Annotated in this window: 25 protein-coding genes; 10 read left to right on the plus strand and 15 right to left on the minus strand. The window is 64.1% G+C overall.

Annotated elements, in window-relative coordinates:
* Nucleotides 1–99: 99 nt before the first annotated feature.
* Nucleotides 100–786 carry a DUF2848 domain-containing protein gene (locus tag EAV90_RS12855; RefSeq protein ID WP_129143528.1) on the minus strand — a complete coding sequence of 229 codons (687 nt, stop codon included), beginning with the start codon at nt 784–786 and terminating at the stop codon, nt 100–102.
* A complete protein-coding gene (locus EAV90_RS12860) occupies nt 779–2,128 on the minus strand; it encodes an amidase (RefSeq protein WP_122404238.1) in 1,350 nt (449 codons plus the stop codon). Before EAV90_RS12860 ends, EAV90_RS12855 begins: the two co-directional genes overlap by 8 nt.
* A 175-nt stretch (nt 2,129–2,303) precedes the next feature.
* Here EAV90_RS12860 and EAV90_RS12865 point away from each other — a divergent pair, with 175 nt between their 5' ends.
* The 4 genes from EAV90_RS12865 (at nt 2,304) to EAV90_RS12880 (ending at nt 6,143) form a co-directional block, all read left to right on the plus strand.
* Nucleotides 2,304–2,717, plus strand: coding sequence for a Zn-ribbon domain-containing OB-fold protein (locus tag EAV90_RS12865; RefSeq protein ID WP_122404239.1), 414 nt, complete (start codon nt 2,304–2,306; stop codon nt 2,715–2,717).
* A gap of 3 nt (nt 2,718–2,720) precedes the next feature.
* Nucleotides 2,721–3,860 carry a thiolase C-terminal domain-containing protein gene (locus EAV90_RS12870; protein ID WP_129143529.1) on the plus strand — a complete coding sequence of 380 codons (1,140 nt, stop codon included), beginning with the start codon at nt 2,721–2,723 and terminating at the stop codon, nt 3,858–3,860.
* 139 nt (nt 3,861–3,999) lie between these two features.
* Nucleotides 4,000–4,914 carry an SDR family NAD(P)-dependent oxidoreductase gene (locus EAV90_RS12875; RefSeq protein ID WP_122404241.1) on the plus strand — a complete coding sequence of 305 codons (915 nt, stop codon included), beginning with the start codon at nt 4,000–4,002 and terminating at the stop codon, nt 4,912–4,914.
* A 116-nt stretch (nt 4,915–5,030) separates the two neighbouring features.
* Nucleotides 5,031–6,143 carry an SMP-30/gluconolactonase/LRE family protein gene (locus EAV90_RS12880; protein ID WP_129143530.1) on the plus strand — a complete coding sequence of 371 codons (1,113 nt, stop codon included), beginning with the start codon at nt 5,031–5,033 and terminating at the stop codon, nt 6,141–6,143.
* A gap of 131 nt (nt 6,144–6,274) precedes the next feature.
* Here the strand turns inward: EAV90_RS12880 and ppc are convergent, their stop codons facing one another.
* The 8 genes from ppc to EAV90_RS12920 form a co-directional block, all read right to left on the minus strand.
* Nucleotides 6,275–9,073 (minus strand): phosphoenolpyruvate carboxylase, encoded by a 2,799-nt coding sequence (gene ppc / locus EAV90_RS12885; RefSeq protein WP_129143531.1) that lies wholly within the window; start codon nt 9,071–9,073, stop codon nt 6,275–6,277.
* Nucleotides 9,074–9,642: 569 nt separating this feature from the next.
* Nucleotides 9,643–10,122, minus strand: coding sequence for a hypothetical protein (locus EAV90_RS12890; protein WP_129143532.1), 480 nt, complete (start codon nt 10,120–10,122; stop codon nt 9,643–9,645).
* 323 nt (nt 10,123–10,445) lie between these two features.
* Nucleotides 10,446–10,838 (minus strand): hypothetical protein, encoded by a 393-nt coding sequence (locus tag EAV90_RS40080; protein ID WP_208738487.1) that lies wholly within the window; start codon nt 10,836–10,838, stop codon nt 10,446–10,448.
* A gap of 220 nt (nt 10,839–11,058) precedes the next feature.
* The gene (locus EAV90_RS12900; protein ID WP_129143533.1) at nt 11,059–11,277 is read right to left on the minus strand and encodes a hypothetical protein; all 219 of its coding nucleotides are present in this window, start codon (nt 11,275–11,277) and stop codon (nt 11,059–11,061) included.
* Nucleotides 11,278–11,693: 416 nt separating this feature from the next.
* On the minus strand, nt 11,694–11,882 hold the full coding sequence (locus EAV90_RS40085; RefSeq protein WP_181956124.1) for a hypothetical protein: 189 nt from the start codon (nt 11,880–11,882) through the stop codon (nt 11,694–11,696).
* A gap of 310 nt (nt 11,883–12,192) precedes the next feature.
* Nucleotides 12,193–12,597, minus strand: a complete 405-nt coding sequence (locus EAV90_RS12910; protein ID WP_122404246.1) for a YccF domain-containing protein — start codon at nt 12,595–12,597, stop codon at nt 12,193–12,195.
* 151 nt (nt 12,598–12,748) lie between these two features.
* On the minus strand, nt 12,749–14,293 hold the full coding sequence (locus EAV90_RS12915) for an acyl-CoA synthetase (protein ID WP_129143534.1): 1,545 nt from the start codon (nt 14,291–14,293) through the stop codon (nt 12,749–12,751).
* A gap of 115 nt (nt 14,294–14,408) precedes the next feature.
* Nucleotides 14,409–15,218: a crotonase/enoyl-CoA hydratase family protein gene (locus EAV90_RS12920; protein WP_129143535.1), complete on the minus strand. Its 810-nt coding sequence runs from the start codon at nt 15,216–15,218 to the stop codon at nt 14,409–14,411.
* Between the two features lie 104 nt (nt 15,219–15,322).
* Here EAV90_RS12920 and EAV90_RS12925 point away from each other — a divergent pair, with 104 nt between their 5' ends.
* Nucleotides 15,323–16,195, plus strand: coding sequence for an SDR family oxidoreductase (locus EAV90_RS12925; RefSeq protein WP_129143536.1), 873 nt, complete (start codon nt 15,323–15,325; stop codon nt 16,193–16,195).
* A 278-nt stretch (nt 16,196–16,473) separates the two neighbouring features.
* On the plus strand, nt 16,474–18,051 hold the full coding sequence (locus EAV90_RS12930; RefSeq protein ID WP_129143537.1) for a fatty acid--CoA ligase: 1,578 nt from the start codon (nt 16,474–16,476) through the stop codon (nt 18,049–18,051).
* A 76-nt stretch (nt 18,052–18,127) separates the two neighbouring features.
* On the opposite strand, the gene EAV90_RS12935 is transcribed toward EAV90_RS12930, so the two are convergent.
* Entirely contained in the window at nt 18,128–19,402 is a 1,275-nt protein-coding gene (locus EAV90_RS12935; protein ID WP_129143538.1) for an acyl-CoA dehydrogenase family protein, read from the minus strand.
* Between the two features lie 211 nt (nt 19,403–19,613).
* Between EAV90_RS12935 and EAV90_RS12940 the strand changes: the two genes are divergently transcribed.
* Entirely contained in the window at nt 19,614–20,393 is a 780-nt protein-coding gene (locus EAV90_RS12940; protein WP_129143539.1) for an enoyl-CoA hydratase-related protein, read from the plus strand.
* 161 nt (nt 20,394–20,554) lie between these two features.
* On the opposite strand, the gene EAV90_RS12945 is transcribed toward EAV90_RS12940, so the two are convergent.
* The 3 genes from EAV90_RS12945 to EAV90_RS12955 are packed head-to-tail and all read right to left on the minus strand — an operon-like array spanning nt 20,555 to nt 22,707.
* Complete coding sequence (locus EAV90_RS12945; protein WP_122404253.1) at nt 20,555–20,932, minus strand: DUF6285 domain-containing protein; 378 nt, start codon at nt 20,930–20,932, stop codon at nt 20,555–20,557.
* Nucleotides 20,933–20,935: 3 nt separating this feature from the next.
* Nucleotides 20,936–21,922: a phosphotransferase family protein gene (locus EAV90_RS12950; RefSeq protein ID WP_129143540.1), complete on the minus strand. Its 987-nt coding sequence runs from the start codon at nt 21,920–21,922 to the stop codon at nt 20,936–20,938.
* On the minus strand, nt 21,919–22,707 hold the full coding sequence (locus EAV90_RS12955; protein ID WP_100230120.1) for an enoyl-CoA hydratase/isomerase: 789 nt from the start codon (nt 22,705–22,707) through the stop codon (nt 21,919–21,921). Before EAV90_RS12955 ends, EAV90_RS12950 begins: the two co-directional genes overlap by 4 nt.
* 165 nt (nt 22,708–22,872) lie before the next feature.
* On the opposite strand from EAV90_RS12955, the gene EAV90_RS12960 reads away from it, so the two are divergent.
* The 3 genes from EAV90_RS12960 to EAV90_RS12970 all read left to right on the plus strand — a co-directional run bounded on the left by EAV90_RS12960 (nt 22,873) and on the right by EAV90_RS12970 (nt 25,716).
* Nucleotides 22,873–23,652, plus strand: coding sequence for an SDR family NAD(P)-dependent oxidoreductase (locus EAV90_RS12960; RefSeq protein ID WP_129143541.1), 780 nt, complete (start codon nt 22,873–22,875; stop codon nt 23,650–23,652).
* 110 nt (nt 23,653–23,762) lie between these two features.
* Nucleotides 23,763–24,143, plus strand: a complete 381-nt coding sequence (locus tag EAV90_RS12965; protein WP_122404256.1) for a VOC family protein — start codon at nt 23,763–23,765, stop codon at nt 24,141–24,143.
* 295 nt (nt 24,144–24,438) lie between these two features.
* Nucleotides 24,439–25,716, plus strand: a complete 1,278-nt coding sequence (locus EAV90_RS12970) for an acyl-CoA dehydrogenase family protein (RefSeq protein WP_027571275.1) — start codon at nt 24,439–24,441, stop codon at nt 25,714–25,716.
* Nucleotides 25,717–25,830: 114 nt separating this feature from the next.
* On the opposite strand, the gene yghU is transcribed toward EAV90_RS12970, so the two are convergent.
* Nucleotides 25,831–26,703: a glutathione-dependent disulfide-bond oxidoreductase gene (gene yghU, locus EAV90_RS12975; protein WP_122404258.1), complete on the minus strand. Its 873-nt coding sequence runs from the start codon at nt 26,701–26,703 to the stop codon at nt 25,831–25,833.
* Between the last annotated feature and the right edge of the window lie 121 nt (nt 26,704–26,824).

Below are 26,824 nucleotides of genomic sequence, written 5' to 3' on the forward strand. Positions count from 1 at the left end.
TCCCCCCGCCATTGCGAGGAGCCCTTGCGACGAAGCAATCCAGAGTCCCTCCTCGGAACCAGCCTGCATTGCTTCGCTCGCAACGACGGCGGGGAGAGATCAGCCCCTCACCGGCAGCGTCACCACGTCGTAGCCGTGCTTGATCGTGCGCTTCAGCACGGGATCTTCAATCTCGAAATCGAAGCGGTCGGCAGGGCGGATGCCGCCTTTGGCGGCGAAGGTGCCGCCGAACATGGCGCAGCCATCGGGCAGCTTCCCGCCATCAAAGCCGCGCGCGATGAGGTCGGCGACCGGGAGCATCGCATCCAGCGTGCCCTCTTGGTAGAGCACGCGCTCGCCTTTGATCGTGGCGTAGGAGCGCAGGATCATCTTGTCCCAATGACCGATGACGTCCTCGAGCTCCCACAGCGTCGAGGCGATCGGCTTGTCGCACATCTGCTTGGAGACCGTGACGTTATAGGCCTCGACCTTGCGGTCGGTGTGATCGGAGCCGCAGCCGACGAAGATGCGGCCCTGCCAGCCGATCAGCACGAACTCGACCTCGCCGCTGGAATCGCCGCCGCTGCATTCGATGCGGTCTTCCTGGGTCAGCCGCCGCGCCGAGGCGCGGTAGTAGATCGGCGTCGAGGCCGGCGGGGCGATGCCCATCTCCTGTAGCTCGGCGATGTGCTTGTCGCGCGCGACCGGATCGCGGCCGGTCCAGCCGGCGATGACCATCTGGTCGATCGCCAAGGTCAGCGGCGTGGTGGTGTCCTGGGCGTCGATGGTGAAAGTGAGGTCAAACACGAATGACGGCCTCCATGCCGGCAGCAAGCTCAAAGATACGGCGATCCGAGCCGCCCGCGCCCGCAAGCATCAGGCCGACAGGAACGTCGCCCGCGCGATGACAGGGCAGCGAGATGGCGCAGCCGTCGATCATGTTGATCAGGGTGCAATTGCGCAGCGCGCGCAGGTTCTGAGTGGTGAAGGCCTTGTCGTCGGCGAGATCGGAAATCTTCGGCGGCGTGTTGGCGGTGGTCGGCAGCACCAGGGCGTCATAGGGCGCAATGCGCGCATTGACGCGCGCGATCAGCGAGCGGCGCTCGTTGAGGAGATCGATGTAGTCGGCCGCGCTCTGCGCCTCGCCGCGCATGATGCGCACCGACACGCGAGGATCGTAGACGTCGCCCTTGGACGTGATGAGATAGCGGTGCCAGGCATAGCTCTCGGAGGCAGCGAAGCCGCCCTTGGCGTTCATCGGGCCGATGTCGTGGAATTCGGACATCTCGATGCGCTCGATGGCGGCGCCATGGTCGGCAAGCGTCTTCAGCGCGCGCTCAAAGGTCTCGGAGACCTCCGCATCGAGATCATCGAGCGCGATCGTGGTGGGCACCGCCAGCCGCATGCCCTTTACGGGCCGCGGCTTCAGCGCGACGATGGGCTCGTTCGCGAGCACGGCATCGAGTATGGCACAGCAGCTGACCGATCGCGCCAGCGGCCCGATGCTGTCGAGCGAGAACGACAGCGGCACGGTGCCATCGAGCGGCACGCGCCGCTGCGTCGGCTTGTAACCGACGATGCCGTTGAAGGCGGCTGGAATGCGGCAGGAGCCGCCGGTGTCGGTACCGAGCGCGCCATGCGCCATGCCGTCGAGCACGGAGACCGCCGCGCCGGAGGAGGAGCCGCCGGGCACGTGACCTTCGGCCCGGTTCCAGGCGCCCTTCGGCGTGCCGTAATGCGGATTGATACCGATGCCGGAATAGGCGAACTCGGTCATGTTGGTGCGGCCGATCAGCACGAAGCCGGCCTTGCGCAGCCGCGATACCGTGGCCGCGTCCTGCTCGGCCGCCGGGGAATCGTCGAGCGCGCGGGAGCCGGCGCGCGTCACCTGGCCCTTGATGTCAAAGAGGTCCTTGATCGAGATCGGGATGCCGGCATAGCGCGAGGGCGCCGCCTTGACCTTGCGCAGGGCATCCATGGCATCGGCGGTGGTCAGCGCCGCGTCCTTATCGACATGGATGAAGGTGCGGCGGCCCTCACCGGCGGGGTCGGCGATCTTGGCGAGGCATGCCTCGACCAGCTTGCGGGCGGTGGTGCGGCCGCTTTCGAGGTCTTCGGCGAGCTTCGCCAGTGTCGGAAAATCGGGCATGTCTGTCTCACGGAATATTTCGCGCGCAATCTATAGCTCTGGCTCGGTTCGACACAAGCATTGTGCGCATGATGGCATGCATGCGCATTGCTGGACCGTTGACGCACGATGGTCGATTGTCGCATCAAGATCGAAACAGGCGGGCGTGAAGCCTGCCCTTGGGAGGGCGTTCCGAATGGCCGAACCGCAGCGCGCGCGACCGAAACCGACGCCGGAGACCCAGCATTTCTGGGACGGCACGAAAGCCGGCGAATTGCGCCTGCAGCGCTGCGATGCCTGCGCGCATGTCTACTTCCCGCCGCGCCCGTTCTGCCCCTCCTGCGCCTCGCGCAAGGTCAGCATCTTCAAGGCGAGCGGCAAGGGCTTCCTCTACAGCTACGTGATCAACCATCGCCCCGCCGCGCCGGGCTTCACGCCGCCTTACGCCATCGCGGTGGTCGAACTCGACGAAGGCCCGCGGATGATGAGCAACATCATCGATTGCCCGCAGACGCCTGAGGCACTCGAGCTCGACATGAAGCTCGAGGTCGCTTTCGAGGCACTCGACGACAAGATCACCCTCCCCGTGTTCCGTCCGGTGAAGGGGTAAGTCATGCGCAGGAACCAGGTTGCCGTCGTCGGCGCGGCCGAGACGACCGAGCTCGGTATCATCCCCAACGCCTCGCAGCTCCAGCTCCATGCGGATGCGGCGCTCAATGCCATTGCCGACGCCGGGCTGAAGCTGTCCGACATCGACGGCTTTGCCACCGCGGTCGAAACACCGCAGCAGGTCTGCCACTATCTCGGCATCAAGCCGACCTGGGTGGACGGCACCTCGGTCGGCGGCTGCTCTTTCATGCTGCACGTCCGCCATGCGGCGGCGGCGATCGAGGCGGGCCTGTGCAAGACGGTGCTGATCACCCATGCCGAGAGCGGCAAGTCGATGATCGGCAAGCTGCCGCGCTCGATTCCCGCAGACAGCCTGCAGGGCCAGTTCGAAGCGCCCTATGGCGTCTACGGCCCGCCGAGCATGTTCCCAATTCCCGTGCTGCGCTTCATGAAGACCTACGGCATCACGCATGAGCAGCTTGCTTCGGTGGCGGTGGTGCAGCGGGAATGGGCGGCGAAGAATCCGCGCGCGATGATGAAGGACCCGATCACGGTCGCCGATGTGCTCAACTCGCGTATGATCGCCTATCCGTTCCGGCTGCTGCAATGCTGTCTCGTCACCGACGGCGGCGGCGCGCTGATCCTGACCTCGGCCGACCGTGCCAGGGATTTTCCAAGGAAGCCCGTCTACATCATGGGCACGGGCGAGAGCGTGGAAACGCCGATGGTCAGCCAGATGGAGACGTTCAACTCCTCGCGCGCGTTCAAAGTTGCGGGCCCGCTGGCCTTCAAGGAGGCCGGCATCACACACAAGGACGTCGATCACCTCATGATCTACGATGCCTTTGCGCATCTGCCGCTGTTCGGCCTCGGCGATCTCGGCTTCATGCCGTACGAGGAGACCGGGAAGTTCATCGCCGACGGCAACACGCGGCCGGGCGGGAAACTGCCCCTCAACACCAATGGCGGCGGTTTGAGCTACATGCATTCCGGCATGTACGGCATGTACGCGCTTCAGGAGAGCGTGCGCCAGATGCGCGGGATCGCACCGGCGCAGGTGCCGAATGCGAAGATTTCGGTGTGCCATGGCGTCGGCGGCATGTTCGCGGCATCGGGCACGATCGTGTTCACGAACGAGAGGTAAGCGGCTCGGACAACATTTGCTCGTCATTGCCGGGCTTGACCCGGCAATCCATCCTCTTCTGAAGATGGATGCGCGGGTCACGCCCGCGCGTGACGAGCTTGGTTAGCTGCGGCCGCGACGGCAACATAGAGAGGCTAGCATGACGAAATCACTGCAAGACAAGGTCATCATCGTCACCGGCGCAGGCCGCGGCATCGGGCGCGAGATCGCGCTGCTGTGTGCGGCCGAAGGCGCCAAGGTCGTGGTCAACGATCCCGGCGGGGCCGCCGACGGCGCCGGCTCGAACGCCGCGCCCGCCGAGGAAGTGGTCGAGGAGATCAAGAAGCGCGGCGGCAGCGCGGTCGCCAATTTCGAAAGCGTCGCGGAAGCGATCCCCGCCAGCAAGATCGTGAAGACCGCGACCGATCATTTCGGCCGGCTCGACGGCGTCGTCAACAATGCCGGCATCCTGCGCGACATGATCTTCCATAAGATGAGCGTGGAAGCATTCGAGGCCGTCATCAAGGTGCACCTGATGGGCTCGTTCTACGTCAGCCACGCTGCGGCGCGGATCTTCCGCGAGCAGGAGTCGGGCTCCTTCGTGCATTTCACCTCGACCTCCGGCCTGATCGGCAACTTTGGACAAGCGAATTACGCCGCGGCCAAGCTCGGCATCGTGGGGCTGTCGAAGTCGATCGCGCTCGACATGGGCCGCTTCAATGTCCGCTCCAACTGCGTCTCGCCGTTCGCCTGGACGCGCATGATCGGCACCATCCCGACCGAGACCGAGGCGGAGAAGGCGCGGGTCGAGAAGATCAAGCAGATGGGACCGGAGAAGATCGCGCCGCTCTGCGGCTATCTGCTCGGCGATTCCGCCAAGGACGTCACCGGCCAGATCTTCGGCGTGCGCATGAACGAGATCTTCCTGTTCAGCCAGAACCGCCCGATCCGCTCGGTGCAGCGGAGCGAAGGCTGGACGCCGCAATCCATCGCGGAACACGGCATGCCGGCGCTGAAGGGCTCGTTCTACAAGCTCGACCGCTCCGCCGACATCTTTACTTGGGATCCCGTCTAGCCGCATTTCCGGCATTCCTGCCCTGCGATCTTCGGTTGTCTCGGCCGGAGATCGCCCCGGTTTACGCCTGAATGCGGGCGAATGGTGTCCTCCCAACGAAACTTTGGGAGGAAACCATGACAAGAATACTGACCAACCCCGACGACACAACGGCCAGCAGCGGTCTCGACCGCCGCACCCTGCTGCAAGGTGCGGCGACACTCGCTGCATCGACCTTGCTCGCCTCCAACGCCGACGCCCGCGACTTCGGGGCCAACGCCGAGCCGCAGCGCTATCCCGACCCAGACATCGTCGTCATCGACCCCAAACGCTTCAAGGCCAAGGTCGGCAACACCGCGATCAAGCGGCTCTATACCGGCTGCCTCTGGGCGGAGGGGCCGGCGTGGAACGCGCAAGGCCAATATCTCGTCTGGAGCGACATCCCGGCCAACCGGCAGCTGCGCTATCTCGACGACGACGGCCACATCTCCGAGCAGTTCCACAAGCCGTCGAACGAGGCCAACGGCAATTCATTCGACACCGAGGGACGTCAGATCAGTGCCGAGCGCACCCGTCTTGTCCGCTACGAGCATGACGGTTCGGTGACAGCGCTGGCCGAGCAGGCAAACGGCAAGCCGCTCAACGGCCCGAACGACATGGTCGTGCATCCCAACGACAAAGCAATCTGGTTCACCGATCCCGGCTACGGCGCGATCAGCATCTACGAGGGCAAGCTCGCCAACACAGGCTCGGTTCAGCCACACCAGAAGGAAGCCGTCTATCGCCTCGACACGCAAACTGGCCAACTGGCGAAAGTCGCGGACGAGCCGTTCAAGCCGAACGGCATCGCCTTCTCCCACGACTACAAGAAGCTCTATGTCTGCGACACCGGCATCACGCATTATCCGCAGGCCGAGAACGTGGTGTGGTCCTACGACATCGACGGGACGAAGCTGTCGAACCCGAAGAAGCTGATCGACATGAAGCTCGAGGGCAAGTCGGGCTTCCCGGACGGATTGCGCGTCGACACCGAAGGCAACATCTGGGTCGGCGCTGGCTGGGTCGGGCCGGGCTACGACGGCGTGCAGGTGTTCGCACCGAACGACGGTGCGCGCATCGGCCAGATCCTGCTGCCGGAGACCTGCGCCAATGTCTGCTTCGGCGGCAAGAAGCGCAACCGCCTGTTCATGACCGCGAGCCAGTCGCTCTATGCGGTCTATGTGGAGACGCAGGGGGCGCATTTCTGTTGAATGCCCCGCACTCTGTTCGTCATGCCCGGGCTTGACCCGGGCATCCACGCCTGTCCCGTGGTTGCAGAGGCACGTGGATGGCCGGGTCAAGCCCGGCCGTGACGAGCGAGGGTGCGGCGGGCTGCCTCGCCCTACCCCGTATTCCGCAACCCCGCCGAGATTCCGTTGATCGTCAGCTGAATCCCGCGCAGCACCTGCTCGTCGGGATTCTGCGCGCGGTGCTCTTTCAAGAGCTCGACCTGCACGTGGTTGAGCGGATCGAGATAGGGGAAACGGTGCCGCACCGAGCGCTCCAGCAGCGGATTGCCTTGCAGCAAGCGGTCCTGCCCCATGATGTCGAGCAGCGTCTCGATGCAGGAATGCCACTCGCGGCGGATGCGGCCGAAGATCTTCTCGCGCAAAGCTTCGTCCGGCACGAGCTCGGCATAGCGCGAGGCGATCGCGATCGAGCTCTTCGCCAGCACCATGTCCATGTTCGAGAGCAGCATGCGGAAGAACGGCCATTCCGTGTAGAGCTCTTTCAGGAACGGCATGCCCTTGTCGGGATGCTCCGCAATCCACTGCTCGACCGCGCTGCCGAAGCCGTACCAGCCCGGCAGCATCAGGCGGCATTGCGCCCAGGAGAACACCCAGGGGATCGCGCGCAGATCCTCGATCGCGCGGGTCTTCTTGCGCGAGGCCGGGCGGCTGCCGATGTTCAGCGTTGCGATCTCGTTGATGACCGTGGAAGCCCAGAAGTAATCGACAAAGCCCTCGGTCTCGTAGACGAGGCCGCGATAGGCCTTGAAGGCGAGGTTCGACAATTCATCCATCGCAGTCAGGTATTCGCGGCGCGGCGCGCTCTGGCGCGGATGCAGCAGACTTGCTTCGAGCGTTGCCGCGGCGAGGATCTCCAGATTGTTGCGTCCGACCTCGGCGTTGGAATATTTCGACGAGATGATTTCGCCCTGCTCGGTGATGCGGATCTGGCCGTTCACGGCGCCGCCGGGCTGCGCGATGATGGCGTCATAGCTCGGCCCACCGCCTCGGCCGACCGAGCCGCCGCGGCCATGAAAGAGACGCAGCCGCACATGATGGCGCTCGAATACCTCGACGAGGCCGATCTCGGCCTTGTAGAGCTCCCAGCCGGAAGTTACGAAGCCGCCGTCCTTGTTCGAGTCGGAATAGCCGAGCATCACCTCCTGCACGCTGCCGCGGCTGTCGACGAGGCGGCGGTAATCGTGCAGCGACAGCATGCGGTCCATGATGCCGCTCGAGGCCTGCAGATCCTCGATGGTCTCGAACAGCGGCACGATGTTGATGGCGCTGCGCCCTGAAGGATGGACCAGGCCCACTTCCTTCAGGAGCACGGCGACCTCGAGCATGTCGGACATGCCCTTGCACATCGAGATGATGCATTGGGGAATGGCATCCGAGCCGAATTTCGCATGCGCTTCCGCGGCGGCATGGAAGACGTTGAGCTCGCCCATGGTCTCGTCGCTGTACTTGACGAAGGGCGACACCAGCGCGCGCGTCGAGCGCAATTCATTGGTGAGCAGCGAGATGCGCGCGTCCTCGCCGAGCGCGAGATAGGACATGCCGGGGTTGGCGGCGTCCATCAGCTCGGCAATTGTGCGCTCGTGCACCGCCGAGTTCTGGCGGATGTCGAGCCGCGCCAGATGGAAGCCGAAGCAGTCCACCGCGCGCCGCAAATGCCGCAACCGGCCGCGGGCGATAACGCGCGCGTTGTTGGAGACCAGCGAGCGATGCAGCACGTCGAGATCGGCCTGCAGCTCCCTGACACTCTCGTATGGCGCCGCTTTGCCGACCGGCCGGCGCGTGATCTCGACCTCGAGCTTTTCGGCCGTCGCGGTCAGGCGCGCATAGATGCCGGAAACCGCAAGGCGATAAGGCTCGCCGCTCCGGTGCGGCGAGGTGTCCGGCGAGCGCTCCGCCAAGGTGCGCAGCTCCTCGGAGACGTCGGCGAGATGCGCCGCGATCGACAGCTCCGAGCCGAGCACGTGCAACTCGTTCAGATAGAACTGCATCACCCGGCTCGACTGCAGCCGCAGCGTGCCGCGCATCACGTCGGCGGTGACGAAGGGATTGCCGTCGCGGTCGCCGCCGATCCAGCTGCCCATGCGCAGGAACGAGGCGAGCTCGCTCGCAGCCTGTTCGCCGCGCTCGTCCAGCCGGTCCTCCAGCGCGTTGATCAGGCGTGGCACCTCGCGCAGGAAAGTGTAGTCGTAGAACGACAGGCCGTTGGCGACCTCATCGAGCACGGTGAGCTTGGTCCGGCGCAAGAGATTGGTCTGCCACAGCGTCAGCACCTCGCGGCGGAGCTGCTCGTCGCTGGCGTCGGCCTCCTCCGCTGTCATGGCGACCCGCTCGCGGCGGTCGAGCAGGGCTGCGATCTCCATCTCGCGGTCCATGGTGCTCTTGCGGCGGACCTCGGTCGGGTGCGCGGTCAGCACCGGGCTGACCAGCGCGGTCTTGAAGAAGTTGCGCAGCTGGTCAGGGCCGATGCCGGCGTCCCTGGCATGGGCGAGCGTTTCCGCCAGCACGCCGGAGCCGCCACTCCTGGCGGCGCTGCGCGCGCGCATCTGGCGAATGTTGTTCTGGTCCTCGGCGATGTTGGCAAGGTGCGAGAAATAGCTGAAGGCACGGACGATCCGCACCGTCTCGGAGATCGACATGCTATCGAGGATCTGCTCGAGCTCGCGGCGGGCGAGCCGGTCCTCATCGCGGTGAAACCGGATCGAGGTCTGCCTGATACGCTCGACCAGGTCGAATACGTCGGCCCCTTCCTGGTCGCGGACGGTGTCGCCGAGGATGCGCCCGAGCAGGCGGATGTCGTCCCGCAGCCGCGCATCGGCCTCCATCGCCTGGACGTCCTCAGGGCGATTGGGGCGATGCTCACTGGCGTCGGATGGTACGGTCTGGAGGGACATGGCTCGCTCCCCTTCAAGCGCTCTCTTGAAGAGCTGGCTCGGCTCCCCGGTCGGGAGGAGTGTGCGCTATTTTTCTACCGCAGTGCAAGGTGAAGTTGGGGGCGGTGCACACTGCCGGCGAGGCTCGCGTCCCGGACGCGCTGCAACGCCCTTGGCGTTGCGGGCGTTGCGGCGCAGAGCCGGGACCAGGAGCCGAAGAGCACATCGCCGCATTCTGGGCCCCGGCTCTGCAGTGCATCACCCCGCACCGGACGATGCCTTGCATTGCCGGGGGCGCGCTGCGCTGCGTCCGGGGCACAAGAAAACAATCAGTCTTTCAACAAGCATCTCTTCGCGGTCTCGCGGCGCGCTCCGCCCGAGCTCTGCTGACCGTTTCGCCCTCATCGAGAAGAAAGGGCGCAGGGAAGGCCGGGCGCCGGCTGGCACCCAGGGTCCGCACGCGAGAAACGCACGCGGGTTGACCACAGGTGATGCCGGGCTCCCGGCCTTCCCTGCGCAATGGTTTTACGGCTTATGGCGCGCTCTTTTTTCCCTGCACGTGGTGTACTGACAAAGCGAGGGTCTCGGCTTCACGAGGGTCTTCGGAGCTGTCGCGAGAGAGCGATCTCGGCCTCCGCCTCCTTGATTGTGTCGAGAACGTTTTTCACGGAGGCTTCCAGATTGGATACGAGATCTGGATCGGCCTCGATCCGCGGTGGACAAAGTAAGTAGACGGGGCGAGCATCGCCAACTTGTGGTTCGGAGCGACGCGTCGCAGCATAGGCTAACACGCGTTGGGCATACCCATGGCGAATGAGCAATGGGACAAGACCAAGTGCCACGAGTGCCATCATCATGACCAGCCCTTCGAGTGACCTCGTTATCGACGCGTCGTGATGTTCGATGATGGATGGCGGGCTGACTTGAGCGACATCCGCGTCTACGAGTGCCGTGCCGATCGTTTCCTCGCTTTTGCGCTCGATCGCGGGTGGCGACGTGACCTTAATTACATCCGCCGGGACATCTACCGGCGCCGCGCCAGTCCTTTGCTCTTCCTGACGCTCGATCACGGATGGCGGCGCTGCCTGAACTTCGACCCGCGAGCGATTTACCGGTCCGCTGGCAGCTGTCGCATCATCGCGCCCTCGGCGATGGGCGTCCACTGAGGTTCGCGCCCCGAACGATTGCACAGATTTCTGGTCCGACAATATCTTCCGCATTTCGTGCGGCTTGATCCTTGTTCGCTGAGCCTTGTGAAGCCTGTGGAGATCAGATGAGGGCGCTGCGTACCTCCACATATCCCACCGCAGCCGGGGCGCGCGTTCGCGGAACCCATAAAAAAAAGTATCGCCACGAACCCAACCACCGCGAGGCCAAGCATTGCTTCTTTGGATCATCTGCATGTTCGTGCCCAGCCGGCTCGAGTAGGGCAAGCTGGATGCACCAGCATAATCATGGCCCCCGCCATAACCGCCACCGGCACCGCCGTTCGCAGATCCAGCACCACCAGCGTCACCCCCACCACCGCTGCCGGCACCACCAGCGCTTCCTGCACCACCTCCCGCGCCACCGGCACCACTGCCGCCAGCTCCAGCGCCTCCCGCGCCACCGGCACCACTGCCGCCAGCTCCGGCGCCACCGGCACCACCGCTGCCAGCTCCAGCGCCACCGGCACCACCGCCGCCGCCGCCACCACCGCTGCCGCCACCACCACCGCTGCCGCCACCACCACCGCTGCCGCCACCACCACCACCGCCACCACCGCCGCCACCACCACCACCGCCACCACCGCTCCCGTGGCCAAAGGCCTGGGTGATGACCGGCGGGTTAATCAAGGTGATCAACAACGCTGCTATGACAGTAGACTTGATCACCGATCTGAGCATATCTGCCTCCAATGGCGCCCTATTTCTTTGGCGCGGCAGCACTCTTCAGAGGCCCAGAAGCGGAACGGGGCCGAGTTCATCAAGCTAGCGGTGCTTGCTGTTGCCCGACCTAGCTTTTCATCAGGTGAAACTCGGGTCGAGCTTCTGCTCAGCCTCAAGCACTCGTTCGCGAAGCGCTTCCAGTTCGGCGAGCTGAGAAGCGAGCGCTTCGAAACGGTGACGAAGAAGAGCGGCAGCGGCATCCACCCAGGGATTGCCCGCCGGCACCTTGGCCGATTTGAGAAGATCGGCCCGGGCCAGGGCCGCCGGGGAAGTCTGGAGATGATGGAGACCACTCATGGCCGGTCCTCCGCGTGGCGACGTACCGAGGGTTCGAACCTCCGAAGGTTCTCCACCGATTTCGTCGCGAGAAGAGATGAGCAGTAAGGCCGCGCCCCGGTCGGCGACCCTCAGCTAATCTTCACCGCGTTTGTGATGATAGTGTTTATGGGCCCCCGCGCCCTCCCCGCCACACGCCGCGACCGAGTTTGATCTCGAAAGCAGCATGGTTACGGCAGGAGGAGTTACGGCCGCGAATTTTCCGCAGGTCTTCAAAAACTCGCGCCGGTAGTTGTGTTCGGATGAGGACATCGAGCCCCTCACGGTTGCTGCAATTAAACCCCCATCGAGCTCCGAATTAATTAAATTACGTTAATTCATTTCAATCACTAAATATAACAGAACCCCGGTTCCCGCCAGAAACCGGCTTTCGCATTCTAGTGCTTCGCCGGGGAGTTCTTTGCCGGTTCGTTCGGGTTTGCTTTTGCTCCTTGGCCGAGCTGATCGAGCCGCTTTTCGAGTTCGCGCTTTTCCGCAAGGAGCCTCGCAGCGAGGATCTGATCGACCTCAGTGTGAAGCGCCCACAACTCATCGATGGACATCGCGTCAAGGTCTTCTCGATCCATGCCAGCCAGCTCCATTCCGATAGAACGAGCTTGGGCCACCAGGGCACGTGCGCCCGCAACGCCCTGCCCCAAAAGCTTGCTCGGGTATCGTGGCACTTTATACGATTTAATGTCTTCAATATTAAATTAGGTTAAATCAAAGTGGTTAACTTTCTTCCTGTCATGTACGTGAGATGCGCGAGACGAGCAGCCCGAAAACGACGTGTCGGACGGACAGGCGACGACCGGCATGGGTCCACAAGCCGTCAATGATGGCCAAACCGTGCGACTTCCGCTCTGCCGTCGAAAGCCGACGTTCACGGTCACGGGCCTATGCCGGCACGATCACCTTGCCGATCGGCCAGAGCGCGATGCCTGCAAGCTTCAGATGGGCCCAGGCGAAGGGGATGCCGATGATCGTGACAGCGAGCACCAGTGCGGTCACGAGGTGGCCGAGCGCCAGCCACCAGCCGGCCAGCATGAACCAGATGATGTTGCCGATCACCCCGAGCGGGCCGGTGCCGATATCCTCGACACCCGTGACCTCGTAGCGGCTGACCGCCTTTGAACCGAACGGCAGCAGCGTGTAGACCGCGATGTTGAAGGCCGCCCGCGCCCAGGGCAGGCCGATGATGGTGATGGCCATGATGATCGCGGCGATCAGCCAGCCAAACGCCATCCAGGCGCCTCCGATGAGGATCCAGACGATGTTGAGGAGGATGGAGACGGGGGTCATGACATGATCCGGAGGTGGATGACGCCATCTATATAGGATCGAAATCTGTCCCTGCTAAGACGCTTCAAGGCCCGCAAGACGTAGATCCGGATGGAGCGAAGTCCCGTAGGCAAAGGGGCCCTTGCGACGTGCCCACCCTTACGGCATCACCTCAGATCTTCCGTCCCGCCCGCTCCCAATAGGGGTCGCGCAGGCGGCGCTTGAAGATCTTGCCGGAGTCTTCGCGCGGCAGCTCGGTGCGGATCTCGATGTGCTTGGGCACCTTGTAGTCGGCGAGATGCGCCTTCAGCGCGGCGCGAACCTCGGCTTCATCGAGCGTGACGCCGGCTTGCGGCTCGACCACCGCCATCAGCGCCTCGCCGAATTCGGCGTCGGGGATGCCGAACACCGCGCAATCATGCACGCCTGATACCGCGTGCAGCACGGACTCGATCTCCGCCGGATAGATGTTGACGCCGCCCGAGATCACCATGTCGCGCTTGCGGTCGCAGATGAAGACGTAGCCGTCTTCGTCGATATAGCCGACATCGCCGGAGGTGATGAAGCCGTCGCGGTCGATCTCGGCGCGCTTCTCCGGCTTGTTGTGATAGGTGAAGTCGGCCAGCTCCGCCATGCGGGAATAGATCTCGCCGATCTCACCCACGCCGAGCACGCGGCCGTCCTCGCCGATGAAGCGGAGCTCGGCGCCGGGCGATATCTTGCCGACCGTGCCGGGCTTCTTCAGCGCGTCCTCGGAGGTCGCAAACGTCACGGCACTGGACTCGGTCGAGCCGTAGAATTCGTAGATCACCGGTCCCCACCACTCGATCATGGCCCGCTTGACGTCGGCCGGGCACGGCGCGGCGGCATGGATGACGTGGCGCAGCGACGAGACGTCGTACTTGTTGCGGACTGCCTCCGGCAGTTTCATCAGGCGGATGAACATGGTCGGCACCATGAAGATGGTGTCGATTTTGTATCGCTCGATCGCTTGCAGAAATTCTTCCGCCTCGAACCGCGGCATCAGCACCAGTACCCCGCCGAGCTTGCCGGCGCGGATGCCGAACGAGTTCGGCGCGGAATGATAGAGCGGGCCCGGCAGCAGCGCGCAGGCCCCGGGCTTCAGTCCATAGATCATCGCGCGCATGCGCTCGCCGGCGGCCTGCTGCTCCGGCGTCGGCGCCTTCCGCCGGACGCCCTTGGGATGGCCTGTCGTGCCCGAGGTGTAGATCATGTTCATGGGCTGCGGCACGACCGGGCCGTCATAGGGCTGCTGCTGCGCGAGCCAGGATTCGAAATCGATCGCGAAGCTAGGCGTCGCCAGATGAGCCGGATCGATCTTGTAGTTGGAGCGGATCTCCGGCGGCGTCGGCACGCTGAGCACGGTGACGCCGCGCGGGATCGCATCGCGCAGCGCGTGCAGCATGTCGGCGTGCCCGATCAGCACGGACGTGCCGGTGTCGTTCAAGATGTAATTGATCTCCTCCGGCTTGAAGTGCCAGTTGATCGGCACGCCGTAGGCGCCCAGGCGCATCGCGGCGTAGGCGGCTTCGAGGAAGGCGATGTCGTTGCGCATCAGCATGCAGACGCAATCGCCTTGCTTGACGCCGATTTTGGCAAGGCCGCTCGCGATGCGGTCGGCGCGATCGGCGACTTCGGCATGGGAACGGCGGCGGTCGCCGGAGACGATGCCGAGGAATGGGGACGTTTCGCTCATTTTGTTTTTCTTTGTTGTTGTGTTTGTCATTCCGGGGCGGCTCGGAGAGCCGAACTCTGGTGCGCAATTGCGCACCCGAGGTCTGGTCCTTCGGACCATCCCGGAACGACAAGGGCTAATCCGCGAACTTCGGCGCACGCTTTTCCAGGTTGGCGCGCACCGCTTCGGTCTGGTTGGGGCTGCCGATCAGCTTCTGCTGCTCGACGGACTCGGCGAGCAGCGCCGGGCCCGGATCGACCGAGAGATTGTTCAGCAACCGCTTGGCCGCACGGATCGCATCGGGGCTCTTGCCGGCGATCTCGCGCGCGGTCTCCAGCGCCGCGGCGCGCGGGTCATCGCAGATGCGCGTGGCGAGCCCATACGTCATCGCCTCCTGGGCGGAGAAGATGCGGCCCGTGTAGGTGAGGTCGCGCAAGATGTCGTCGCGCACCAGTGAGGCCAGGATCGGCGTGCCCGCCATGTCAGGGACGAGACCCCATTTGATCTCCATGATCGACATCCGCGCATCGGGCGCCAGGAAGCGCATGTCGGCGCCGAGCGAGAGCTGGAAGCCGCCGCCGAAGGCAACGCCGTGCACCGCCGCGATGACCGGCACCGGAAGCTGGCGCCAGCCCCACACTGCCTGCTGCGGAAAATTCGCCTTGCCATGCGTGCGCACCGTGAGATCCCGATTTTCGCCACCCGGAATTCCATCGCCGCCTTTCTCCTTCATGGCGGCGAAACGCCCCATGTCGAGCCCGGCGCAGAAGGCGCGGCCTTCACCTGAGAGCACGACGACGCGGACACTTTTTTCCCTGGAAAGTCGGTCGGTTGCGGCAACGAGGGCCTCGAACATCGGCTGATCCAGCGCATTCATCTTGTCGCTGCGCACCAGTCGCACGTCGGCGACGCCTTCCGAGATCGAGATCGAGACGCGATCTTCCATGGACGAATTCTCCCTGTTCTTGTTCAGTGCCGCTTTACAGGACGCTGGAGGCCGGATTTAGTCAATCGACCAATTAACTGACAATCCCTACGGGGGAAACAGCCATGTTCAAGGAAAATCTTCTGGCCGGCCGGCGCATTCTCGTGACCGGCGGCGGCACCGGTCTCGGCAAGTCGATGGCGGCGCGCTTCCTCCAGCTCGGCGCCGAGGTGCACATCTGCGGCCGACGCAAGATCGTGTGCGACGAGACCGCGACCGAGCTGATGGATCTCTATGGCGGCCGCGTCACCAGCCACGGCGTCGACATCCGCAATGCGCTCGCGGTCGAGGAGATGATCGAGGCCATCTTCCGCGATGGTCCCCTCACCGATCTCATCAACAACGCCGCCGGCAACTTCATCTCCCGCACCGAGGAGCTCTCGCCGCGCGGGTTCGACGCAGTCGCCAATATCGTCATGCACGGCACGTTCTATGTGACGCATGCGGTCGGCAAGCGCTGGATCGCCTTGAAGCAGCCGGGCAACGTCGTGTCGATCACCGTGACCTGGGTGCGCAACGGCTCGCCTTATGTGGTGCCGTCAGCGATGAGCAAGTCGGCGATCCACGCCATGACGATGTCGCTGGCGACCGAATGGGGCCGCTACGGCATCCGCCTCAACACGATTGCCCCCGGCGAGATCCCGACCGAGGGCATGAGCAAACGCATCAAGCCGGGTGACGAGGCCGGCGCGCGCACCAAGGCGATGAACCCGATGGGCCGCGTCGGCACCATGGAGGAATTGCAGAACCTCGCGGTGTTCCTGATCTCAGGCGGCTGCAACTGGATCAACGGCGAGACCATCGCCATGGACGGCGCCCAGGCGCTGGCCATGGGCGGCAATTTCTACCAGCTGCGCGACTGGAGCGACGAGGACTGGAAGACCGCGCGCGAGAGCATCATGGCGCAGAACGAAAAGGACCGGGCGAAGCGGGGCTAGTTGTGTCGCCCGAATGAAGGCGTGAGGAGCTGACGCCCCCTCACGCCACCCTCACCTGTCATCCCCGCGAACGCAGGGACCCATAACCACAGAAGTTAGCTTGGCGAAGATTGGCAATGACCAGTCTTCGCCAAATTGCGTTTAGGGGCTATGGGTCCCGGATTGCGCTCCGCTTCGCTGCGCTTGTCCGGGACGACCGCGGGGCTCCCCCACCTTGTCTTCACCCGCAGATGCCGCCAAACTCCCCCGCAATAAAAACAAAACGTCACGGGAGAAACATGTCCACACAGAAACTGGCTGACCTCGCCGACATGGTGCGTGAGCGCGCCAACAGCCGCGGCGATGCCATCGCCTACGAGTTCGAGGGCCGCCTCACCAGCTTTGCCGAGTTCGACATCAAAACGAACAAGGTTGCCAACGCGCTGATTGCAATGGGTGTGAAGAAGGGTGATCGCATCGCCTATCTCGGCAAGAACAGCGATCTCTATTTCGAGCTGCTGTTGGGCGCGATCAAGGCCGGTGTGGTGATGGCGCCGGTGAACTGGCGGCTCGCGGGGCCCGAAGTCGCTTTCATCGTTTCGGATTGCAAGGCGCCAGTGCTGTTCGTCGGGCCGGAGTTCATCACACAGGTTCGCCAGATCAGGGATCAGATACCGGGCGTGCGCACCGTCATCACCACCGAGGGCGGCGCGCCGGAGTGGCGGGATTTTACGGCGTGGCGCGATGCACAGAGCGGCGACGATCCAAAGGTGCCGATCGACACGAAGGACATCGCGATCCAGCTCTACACCTCGGGCACCACAGGCAAGCCGAAAGGCGCGATGCTGAGCCACGCGAACTTCCTCAACCTCGTGCAGACAGGCAATGCCGAGGACAAGCCGGAGTGGAACCGGTGGTCGACCGACGACGTCTCGCTGGTAGCGATGCCGATCTTCCACATCGGCGGCTCAGGCTGGGGCGTGATGGGGCTCTATCACGGCTCCCGCGGCGTGATCGCGCGCGAGTTCGACCCCACCAAGGTTTTGGATTTCTTCGAGCAGTCGGGCATCACAAAACTGTTCATGGTGCCGGCGGCGATGCAGTTCGTGGTGCGGCAGCCGCGGGCCAAGACGATGGACTTCTCGCGGCTGAAATACATGCTGTACGGCGCCTCGCCGATCCCGGCGGCGCTGCTGAAGGAGTGCATCGAGGTGTTCAAATGCGGCTTCGTGCAGCTGTACGGCATGACCGAGACGACCGGCACCATCGTCGCGCTGCCGCCTGAGGACCATGTCGAGGGACTGGAGCGGATGCGCTCGGCCGGCAAGGCCCTGCCGGGCGTCGAGATCGCAATTCTGGACGCCGACGGCAAGCCGCTGCCGCCGCGCCAGGTCGGCGAGATCGCGACGCGCTCGGGCTCCAATATGGTCGGCTACTGGAATTTGCCGGAGGCCACCGCTGCGACGCTGCGCAGTGACGGGTGGTTGCGCACGGGCGATGCCGGCTACATGGACGAGGACGGCTACCTCTACATCCACGACCGCATCAAGGACATGATCATCTCCGGCGGCGAGAACATCTACCCCGCCGAGGTCGAGAGCGCGCTCTGCGATCATCCTGATATCGCGGAAGCTGCCGTGATCGGCGTGCCCGACGACAAATGGGGCGAAGCGGTGAAGGCCGTCGTGGTGATGAAGCCCGGCAAACAGGCGACTGCCACCGACATCATCAATTTCACCCGGACGCGCATCGCCGGCTACAAGACGCCGAAGAGCGTGGAATTCCTGCCGGCGCTGCCGCGCAATCCGAGCGGCAAGATTTTGCGGCGGCAATTGCGCGAGCCGTATTGGGCGGGGAAGGATCGACGGGTGAATTAGCCCCGCTGCGAGCGAAGCAATCCCAAGTCCCTCCGAGGCAACATTTCTGGATTGCTTCGCTGCTCTCGCAATGACGCTAATGCTTCCCCGGCCCCATATAGCCGAACAAGAAACCCGCCACTTTCCGCATCTGGATCTCCTCGCTGCCCTCGGTGATGCGATAGCGGCGGTGATGGCGGTAGATGTGCTCGAACGGCTTGTGGCGTGAGTAGCCCATGCCGCCATGGACCTGCATCGCCCGGTCGGCGGATTCGCAGCAGAGGCGGTTTGCCCAGTAGTTGCACATCGAGACGCGGTCGGAGAGCGTGCGCTCGATCTGCTCCTCGGTGAGCTGGTCCATCTCCCAGGCGCTCTTGCGGATCAACAGGCGCAGCATCTCGGCTTGGGTGGCGAGCTCGACCAACGGGAACTGGATCGCCTGGTTTTCCGCGAGCGCCTTGCCGAACGGTTTTCGTTCTCGGGCGTATTTCACACTCTCGTTGATGCAGTAGACGGCCGCTCCCAGCGAGCTCGCGGCCTGGCGGATGCGGTTCTGGTGCACGAAACATTGCGCCAAGGAGAGGCCGCGGCCGACCTCGCCGAACAGCGCATCCTCGGGCACGAACACATCGGTGAAACTGACGCGCGGATGGTCGGTCGGCATGTTGAAGGTCCACATGTATTCCTCGACCTTCACACCGGGGCTCTTGGCCGGCACCAGGAAGCAGGTGATGCCGCGGGCATCGCCGTCATTGCCGCCGGTGCGCGCGAACAGCGCACAATGGGTGGCGACGTGCATGCCGGTGGTCCACATCTTCTCGCCGTTGATGATCCAGCCCTTGACGTTGTCGCGCGTGGCCGGCACCGCGCGCGTCTCCATGTGGGTGGCGTCCGAGCCGTGATGCGGCTCGGTGAGGCCAAAGGTGATGCGGTACTTGCCCCTGATCGAACCGTCGATCATCGCCTTCTGGTCGTCGCGGCCGTAACGGTCGAGCATGGTGACGACGGGGAAGTTACCGACGATCGAGTGCTCGTTCTGGAGATCGTTGTGCAGGCCGAGGCCCTTTGCGGCAAAATGCTCGCGGATCACGGCCATCCAGAGGTTGGAGCCGTCCTTCCCACCATATTGCTTCGGCACCGGGAACCGCAGATGGCCGGCGGCGTCGGCGAGATCCTTGGCCTTGCGCAGCAGCGCTTCCCATTCATGCCGCGGCAGACCGCCATTCTCGAAATCGGTGCGCGCCCATTCGCGGCGATGATCGAAAAAGCGGATGTTGTCCTCGGCCTCCTCCAGCGGCTTGATCTCGCGTTCGATGAAACGGTCGAGCTCTCCGAGATAAGCGACGAGATCGGCAGGCAATGAGAAATCCACGGTTCTCTCCCGGATTGATTTTCGTTTTGCGTTGAGGCGCTAGGCGCGTCTTTGCTTCGCATGATTAAGGTGAGAAGAGCCTCGCCAAGTCAAGCGAGCCGAGACGTGCCGGCGGCGCAAGGCGCACCTACGCAATTCGATGGTGCTCGAGCGGCGACGCGCGCTAGTATGACGCCGATATTCCTTCACAAGAAAATGCGGGAGCCGCGCGATGGAGCTGAACTTTTCCAAGGTGGAACGCAAGGGATCGATCACGATCGTGACGCTGTCGCGGCCCGAGGTCTACAACGCGCTGCATACCGATGCGCATTTCGAGCTGCAAAAAGTGTTCGACGATTTCTCCGCCGATCCCGAGCAGTGGATCGCGATCGTCACGGGCAGCGGCGACAAGGCGTTCTGCGCCGGCAACGATCTGAAATGGCAGGCCGCCGGCGGCAAGCGCGGCTGGGACAGGGGCGGCTTTGCAGGCCTCACCTCGCGCTTCGACTGCGACAAGCCGATCATCGCCGCAGTGAACGGCGTTGCCATGGGCGGCGGTTTCGAGATCGCGCTGGCCTGCGACCTCATCATCGCCGCGGAGAACGCAACCTTCGCGCTGCCCGAGCCGCGCGTCGGCCTCGCCGCACTCGCCGGCGGCCTGCACCGTCTGCCGCGGCAGATCGGCCTCAAGCGCGCCATGGGCATGATCCTCACCGCGCGCCATGTCAGCGCAAAGGAAGGTCTTGAGCTCGGCTTCGTCAATGAGGTGGTGCCACAGGGCGAGGCGCTCAACGCCGCGCTGCGCTGGGCCGAGATGATCGCCAAGAACTCGCCGATGTCGATCCGGGCCTCGAAGCAGGCCATCCAGCGTGGGCTTGGCGTGTCGCTGGAGCAGGCGATCGCCGAGCAGCGGGAGTATCCGGCGGTCAAGGCAATGGTGGCCTCGCAGGACTATATCGAGGGTCCGAAAGCGTTTGCGGAGAAGCGGCCGCCGAAATGGGTCGGGAAGTAGCGGCTCCGCTCCTCACGATGAGACGCCCGACACCATCTGTGTCATGCCCCGGCTTGACCGGGGCATCCAGTACGCCGCGGCTTCTCCGTATCTCCCTGCGGTCTCTGGAATACTGGATCGCCCGCCCTCGCGGGCGATGACGGCGGAGGTTGAGGCGCCGCCTACCCGCCTCGAGACAGCTCCCGCTTGTAGGACGCATAATTCGGCTGATCGACGGCGAGCTTGTCCATCGTGGTCGCCCACAGATGCTCGGCGAGACCGGGCGTTGTCAGATCAACCTCGCCTTGGGCGATGCGCTCGGCGAGCGCGCGGTTGAGCTCGGTGACCGAGCCGTCGATGCCAAGCAGCGTACGCAGGCGCTCCACCTCCGCAGCGTCGCTCTCCTTCTCCCGCGTCAGCTGCCGCGTGACGAGCTCGAGGATGTTGATGGCGACGCGCAGCTTGAAGGCCTGGTGGCCGGAGATCAGCGGCGTGATGTCGCTCCGGAGGAAATCGGCGACTGCTTTCGTCAGCTCGATGGGCGTCGGTTCATCCTGCATGCGTCAGCTCCCGCGCGGCGCCAAGAGCCGCAACAGATCGATCTCGGTCTCCGAGGCGCGGCGGCCGATCATGGCGCGCTCCATGGAATGGTCCGGCCCTTCGCGAAACCGTTGCATCATGCCGCCGCACATGATGCCCCAGCGCAGCGTCCCCATCACTTCCCAGAATTTTACGCGCGCCGGATCGACCTTGCGGCCTGCGGCCTCATAGCCCGCGAACAATTCCTCGCGCGTGCCAAACCCACCGACCGGCTTGTCGATCTCGCCAAAGCGCCAGGAATTGACGCAGACCCAGCCGAGATCCTCCATGGGATCGCCGAGATGAGCGAGCTCCCAGTCGAGCACCGCGCGAACGCCGTCCGAGCCGATGATGAGATTGCCGTTGCGGAAATCGCCGTGCACCAGCGTGGTCTCGGCCGCGGGACCGGGATCGTGGTCGCGCAGCCAGCGCAGTGCCAGCTCGAACACGGGCTTGGGCCAGTTCAGGCTACGATAGTCGCGCTCGAACTCGCCGATCTCCTGTGTCGCCCCCCGGCTGCGCAGCGCAGGCAATTTGTCTTGCGGCAGCCTGTGGAGGCCAGCGAGAATGCCGCCGATCTGCCGCGCGAGAAGCGGCCGCGCCGCCGCGTACTCCTCATCGCGAAGAATCTTGCGCGCGATGGTCTCGCCCTCGACCCGCTGCATGATGAAGCCGGTGCCGAGCTCGTCCTCCGGCGTGAGCACATGCATCACGCGCGGGGACGGCACGCCGGCCTCATAGGCGAGCTGCATCAGCTGCGCTTCAGCGCCAAGGCCCGCTGCACGCGTCGGTGCGGCGCCATAGCCCTTCGGCGAGCGGCGCAGGATCGCACCGATCGGACCATCGGGATGCACGATGTCGAAGCGCCAGGTCTCCTGGCTCGCGCCGCCGGACAGTTTTGCGGCGCCTGTGACGCCGGTCGCGCCCGGGCACCAGCGCGCAACGCTGCGCGAGAGCTCCGCCTCGATCATTTGCCCTTGAACTGCGCGGGACGCTTCTCCAGAAACGCGCCGACGCCCTCGCGGAAATCCTGGGTGTCGCCGGCGCGGAGCTGGCACTGGAATTCGAGATTGAGCTGATCCTCGAAGGAGTTTTCCGGGCTGTCCCAATAGAGCTTGCGGATCAGTGACAGCGCGACCGTGGGGCCGCTGGCGAGTTCGCGTGCGAGCTTCATCGCCTCCTCCATCAGCACGCCGTCGTCATAGACGCGGTTGACGAGGCCCCACTCCAGCGCCTTCTCGGCCGGCAGCCGCTCGCCCATCAGCGACAATTCGATCGAGCGCGCGCGGCCGACGAGACGCGGCAGGAGCCAGGTCGAGCCGCAGTCCGGCACGAGGCCGATGCGGCGGAAGGCTTGCAGGAAGTAGGAGGAACGCGCGCACAAAATCATGTCGCCGAGCAGCGCGAAACTCATGCCGGCGCCGGCAGCCGGGCCGTTGACCGCGGTGACGATCGGGCAGTGCAGGTTGCGGATGCGGCGCAGGAAGGGGTGAAAACCGGTCTCGAGCGTCAGGCCGGCCTTGGTCTTCTTCGACTGGTTGTTGCGGCCTTGAAGATTCGCGCCGGTGCAGAACGCGCGGCCCGCGCCGGTCAAGACGACGCAGCGCACCTCGTCCTTCTTCTCTTCGATCGCGTCGAGCGCTTCGGCGAGACCTCCCAGCATATCCACGGAGACCGCGTTCATCACCTCCTGATGGTCGAGCTTGAGGATCGCGACCGAGCCATCGAAATCGAGCGTGACGTGTTTGAACTGCATTGTTTCCTCGTCAGTTGCGGCCGCGATGTTTCGCAGACCGGAATTAGTTTTTGCCGGAGTGCATATTTGATTTTTGTCGCGGTCTTGTCCATGGTGATCAGAGCATAGCAAGCAATCTTGCGCGCAGCGGCTGACGGGCCGCAGACCAAAAACAGGAAACGCGCCATGACCATTTTCGACCTCTCCGGCCGCGTCGCCGTGATCACCGGCGGCAACGGCGGCATCGGGCTCGGCATCGCGCAGGCGCTTGCGGCCCAGGGTTGCAACGTCTCGATCTGGGGCCGCAATCCCGACAAGAACAAGAGTGCCGCCGCGAGCCTGGCCGACCTTGCCGGCAAGGTCGACACCCGCGTCTGCGACGTCACCGATCCGGCCTCGGTCAATGCGGCGATGAAGGCGACGCTCGACACCTACGGCCGCGTCGACGGCTGCTTCGCCAATGCCGGCATCGGTGGCGGCGGCCGGCGCGCCTTCATCGAGCGCACCGAGGAGGAATGGCGCACGATGTTCGCGACCAATCTCGATGGCGTGTTCCACGCGTTCCAGGCCGCGGCGAAACACATGACCGATCGCGCCAATGCAGGCGATCCCTTCGGCCGGCTGGTCGCGACCTCGAGCCTCGCCTCGATCTTCGGCACGGCGCGCAACGAGCATTATGCCGCGACCAAGGCCGCCATCAACGCCCTGGTGCGCGCACTCGGGGTCGAGCTGGCGCGTTACGGCGTCACCGCCAATGCGATCCTGCCAGGCTGGATCAAGAGTGACATGACCGCAGGGCTCATGGCCAACGACAAGTTCGTCGCCAACGTGATGCCGCGGATTCCGATGCGGCGCTTCGGCGAAGCCTCCGATTTCGGCGGCATCGCGGTGTATCTGATGAGCAAGGCGTCGTCGTATCACACGGCGGATACGTTCGTGATCGACGGCGGCTATACGGCGTTTTGATTTTCGTAGCCCGGATGGAGCGCAGCGCAATCCGGGACCGGCGTAACCGTGAGGCAAGACCCGGATTTCGCTGCGCTCCATCCGGGCTACAACACTGAGGGAATGGGCAAATGTTCTCGCACATCATGGTCGGCACCAACGACCTCGACAAAGCCAAGGCGTTCTACGACCAACTGCTGGGCACGCTCGAGGTGCGGCCAGCCAAGGTTGACGGCCATCGCATTTTCTATATCACCAAGACCGGCGTGTTCTCGGTCTCGAAGCCGATCAATGGCGAGCCAGCGACCTGCGCCAACGGCGGCACCATCGGCTTTGCCGCCAATTCGCCTGAGCAGGTCGACAGATGGCACGCCGCGGGCGTCGCCGCTGGTGGAACGCCGATCGAAAATCCGCCCGGCATCCGGGAGGGCTCCGGAGTGAAGCTCTATCTCGCTTACTTGCGCGACCTCGACGGCAACAAGATCTGCGCGATGCATCGGATGGCGAACTGATCGCGCAGGATGCCGTCATTCCCCGCGGAGGCGGGGAATCCAGTACGCCGCAGCTTCTCGGTTCAATCGCTGCCGTTTCGGAGTACTGGATCGCCCGATCAAGTCGGGCGATGACAGCGGAGAGTGAGGCGCGGACCTGCCGCTTCCCTACGCCGCCCCATTCAAACAACATTTCAAACGTCCTCGCGATATTCCATCGCATGGCATGGCTTGCGCGCAAAATGCGCGCTCGCACTTTGGCAGCGCTGCGACTATTCTTGCGCCCAGAACGATCTCAGCGTCCCCGGGAGGAACAATGACAAAACACACCTACATTCCCCGCACCACCAATTACACGCTCAATCCCGGCGACGAACTCAACGACCTCAGGATGTCGGACCAGGTCCGGCCGCTCTATGACCACGTCAAGAAGTTCATCCGCGACACCGTCGAGCCGATGTCGATCGAGTTCGCCAAGGCGGGCGAAGGCAAGGAGGATCGCTGGAGTTTTACGCCGAAGCAGCTCGAGGTGCTGGAGAAGGCCAAGAACAAGGCCAAGCAGGAAGGCCTTTGGAATTTCTTCCTGCCCGATGACGAGACCGGCCAGGGCCTGAAGAATCTCGACTACGCCTATATCGCCGCCGAGCTCGGCAAGAGCCCGCTGGCATCCGAGACCATGAACTGCTCGGCGCCCGACACCGGCAACATGGAGGTGCTGGAGCGCGTCGGCACCAAGGAGCAGAAGGAGAAGTGGCTGAAGCCGCTGCTCAACGGCGAAATCCGCTCGGCCTATGTCATGACCGAGCCGAACGTCGCTTCCTCCGACGCCAAGAACATCTCGACCACCGCGAAGCTCGTCGGCGACGAATGGGTCATCAACGGCGAGAAGTACTACATCTCGGGTCTCGGCGATCCCCGCTGCAAGATCCTCATCGTGATGGTGAAGACCAATCCGGACGCGCCGCCGAGCAAGCAGCAGTCGCAGATCCTGGTGCCGCGCGACACGCCCGGCGTCGAGGTGCTCGGCCCCATGTACGTGTTCGGCCAGGATCATGCCCCGCGCGGCCACATGCACATGCGCTTCAACAATGTGCGCGTCCCGAAGGAGAACATCCTGCTCGGCGAAGGCCGCGGCTTCGAGATCTCGCAGCTCCGCCTCGGCCCGGGACGTATCCATCACTGCATGCGCACCATCGGCAAGGCCGAGAAGGCGCTCGACCTCATGGTGCAGCGGGGCCTCACCCGCGAAGCCTTCGGCAAGAAGATCGCCCATCTCGGCGGCAACATGCAGATCATCGCGCAGGCGCGCTGCGAGATCGAGGCGATGCGGCTGATGGTGCTGAAGGCGGCGAAGGCGATGGACGTGCTCGGCAACAAGGAGGCCCGCGTCTGGGTCTCCATGGTCAAGGCCATGGTGCCGGAGCGCGCCTGCAAGATCATCGACCAGGCGATCCAGATGCACGGCGCCACCGGCATCTCGCACTGGACCCCGCTCGCGGAGATGTACCAGGACGTGCGGCACCTGCGCTTCGCCGACGGTCCGGACGAGGTGCACTGGATGGTGGTCGGACGCCACGAGCTGAGCATGGCGTGAGTCACGAGGTGCCGTAGAGTGGGCAAAGGCGCGCTCTTCGCGCCGTGCCCACCACCGTGACCTCGCAAGAAGTGGTGGGCACGCTTTCGCTTTGTCCACCTTACACCGTTCGAACTACATCGCGGGCGCGAGCTTGTCCTGCGTCTTGGTCTCGAAATCGGATGCGTCGTGACGCTCATGGAGCTGGCTGGCGGGGTCACCCGAGATGCGGTTGACCATGCGGCCGCGCTTCACCGCCGGACGCTTGGCGATCTGGTCGGTCCAGCGCTGCACGTTCTTGTAGTCCTGTACCGAGAGGAATTCGCCGGCGCCATAGACCAGCCCCTTGGCGAGCGCGCCATACCAGGGCCACACCGCCATGTCGGCGATGGTATACTCCTTGCCCGCGAGATATTCGTTGTCGGCAAGGCGCCGGTCGAGCACGTCGAGCTGGCGCTTGGTTTCCATCGCGAAACGGTCGATGGCATATTCGATCTTGGTCGGCGCATAGGCGTAGAAATGGCCGAAACCGCCGCCGAGATAGGGCGCGCTGCCCATCTGCCAGAACAGCCAGGACATCGCCTCGGCGCGGGTCTTGATGTCCTTCGGCAGGAAGGCGCCGAACTTCTCGGCGAGGTAGAGGAGGATCGAGCCGGACTCGAACACTCGGATCGGCTCGGGGCCGGAACGATCCATCAGCGCTGGAATCTTGGAATTCGGATTGATGTCGACGAAGCCGCTGCCGAACTGTTCGCCGTTGCCGATCCTGATCAGCCAAGCGTCGTATTCGGCCCCCTTGTGGCCGAGCGCCAGGAGTTCCTCCAGCATCACGGTCACCTTCACCCCGTTCGGCGTCGCCAGCGAATAGAGCTGGAGGGGATGCTTGCCGACCGGCAGCTCCTTGTCATGGGTGGGGCCGGCAATGGGCCGGTTGATGTTGGCGAACTGCCCGCCATTCTCCTTGTTCCAGGTCCAGACTTTGGGCGGCACGTAAGGGGTGTCAGTCATGCAAGGGCTCCGGCGGAAAGATGCGCCTGCATTAATTAGCCCGCGAACGGCCGATGACAAGGGCGCCGAAATGCATTGTCGGATGGGCCAACTCCACGTTTTGTCATGGCACCCCTCCCCA

This window comes from Bradyrhizobium vignae (genome assembly GCF_004114425.1).
Lineage (GTDB): Bacteria > Pseudomonadota > Alphaproteobacteria > Rhizobiales > Xanthobacteraceae > Bradyrhizobium > Bradyrhizobium vignae.

Bases quoted from the DNA above. Each gene is read 5' to 3' on its own strand.
- EAV90_RS12860 (WP_122404238.1), bottom strand. From the start codon at position 2,128: ATGCCCGATTTTCCGACACTGGCGAAGCTCGCCGAAGACCTCGAAAGC.
- EAV90_RS12865 (WP_122404239.1), top strand. From the start codon at position 2,304: ATGGCCGAACCGCAGCGCGCGCGACCGAAACCGACGCCGGAGACCCAG.
- EAV90_RS12870 (WP_129143529.1), top strand. From the start codon at position 2,721: ATGCGCAGGAACCAGGTTGCCGTCGTCGGCGCGGCCGAGACGACCGAG.
- EAV90_RS12875 (WP_122404241.1), top strand. From the start codon at position 4,000: ATGACGAAATCACTGCAAGACAAGGTCATCATCGTCACCGGCGCAGGC.
- EAV90_RS12880 (WP_129143530.1), top strand. From the start codon at position 5,031: ATGACAAGAATACTGACCAACCCCGACGACACAACGGCCAGCAGCGGT.
- ppc (WP_129143531.1), bottom strand. From the start codon at position 9,073: ATGTCCCTCCAGACCGTACCATCCGACGCCAGTGAGCATCGCCCCAAT.
- EAV90_RS12900 (WP_129143533.1), bottom strand. From the start codon at position 11,277: ATGAGTGGTCTCCATCATCTCCAGACTTCCCCGGCGGCCCTGGCCCGG.
- EAV90_RS40085 (WP_181956124.1), bottom strand. From the start codon at position 11,882: ATGGATCGAGAAGACCTTGACGCGATGTCCATCGATGAGTTGTGGGCG.
- EAV90_RS12910 (WP_122404246.1), bottom strand. From the start codon at position 12,597: ATGACCCCCGTCTCCATCCTCCTCAACATCGTCTGGATCCTCATCGGA.
- EAV90_RS12915 (WP_129143534.1), bottom strand. From the start codon at position 14,293: ATGAGCGAAACGTCCCCATTCCTCGGCATCGTCTCCGGCGACCGCCGC.
- EAV90_RS12920 (WP_129143535.1), bottom strand. From the start codon at position 15,218: ATGGAAGATCGCGTCTCGATCTCGATCTCGGAAGGCGTCGCCGACGTG.
- EAV90_RS12925 (WP_129143536.1), top strand. From the start codon at position 15,323: ATGTTCAAGGAAAATCTTCTGGCCGGCCGGCGCATTCTCGTGACCGGC.
- EAV90_RS12930 (WP_129143537.1), top strand. From the start codon at position 16,474: ATGTCCACACAGAAACTGGCTGACCTCGCCGACATGGTGCGTGAGCGC.
- EAV90_RS12940 (WP_129143539.1), top strand. From the start codon at position 19,614: ATGGAGCTGAACTTTTCCAAGGTGGAACGCAAGGGATCGATCACGATC.
- EAV90_RS12945 (WP_122404253.1), bottom strand. From the start codon at position 20,932: ATGCAGGATGAACCGACGCCCATCGAGCTGACGAAAGCAGTCGCCGAT.
- EAV90_RS12950 (WP_129143540.1), bottom strand. From the start codon at position 21,922: ATGATCGAGGCGGAGCTCTCGCGCAGCGTTGCGCGCTGGTGCCCGGGC.
- EAV90_RS12955 (WP_100230120.1), bottom strand. From the start codon at position 22,707: ATGCAGTTCAAACACGTCACGCTCGATTTCGATGGCTCGGTCGCGATC.
- EAV90_RS12960 (WP_129143541.1), top strand. From the start codon at position 22,873: ATGACCATTTTCGACCTCTCCGGCCGCGTCGCCGTGATCACCGGCGGC.
- EAV90_RS12965 (WP_122404256.1), top strand. From the start codon at position 23,763: ATGTTCTCGCACATCATGGTCGGCACCAACGACCTCGACAAAGCCAAG.
- EAV90_RS12970 (WP_027571275.1), top strand. From the start codon at position 24,439: ATGACAAAACACACCTACATTCCCCGCACCACCAATTACACGCTCAAT.
- yghU (WP_122404258.1), bottom strand. From the start codon at position 26,703: ATGACTGACACCCCTTACGTGCCGCCCAAAGTCTGGACCTGGAACAAG.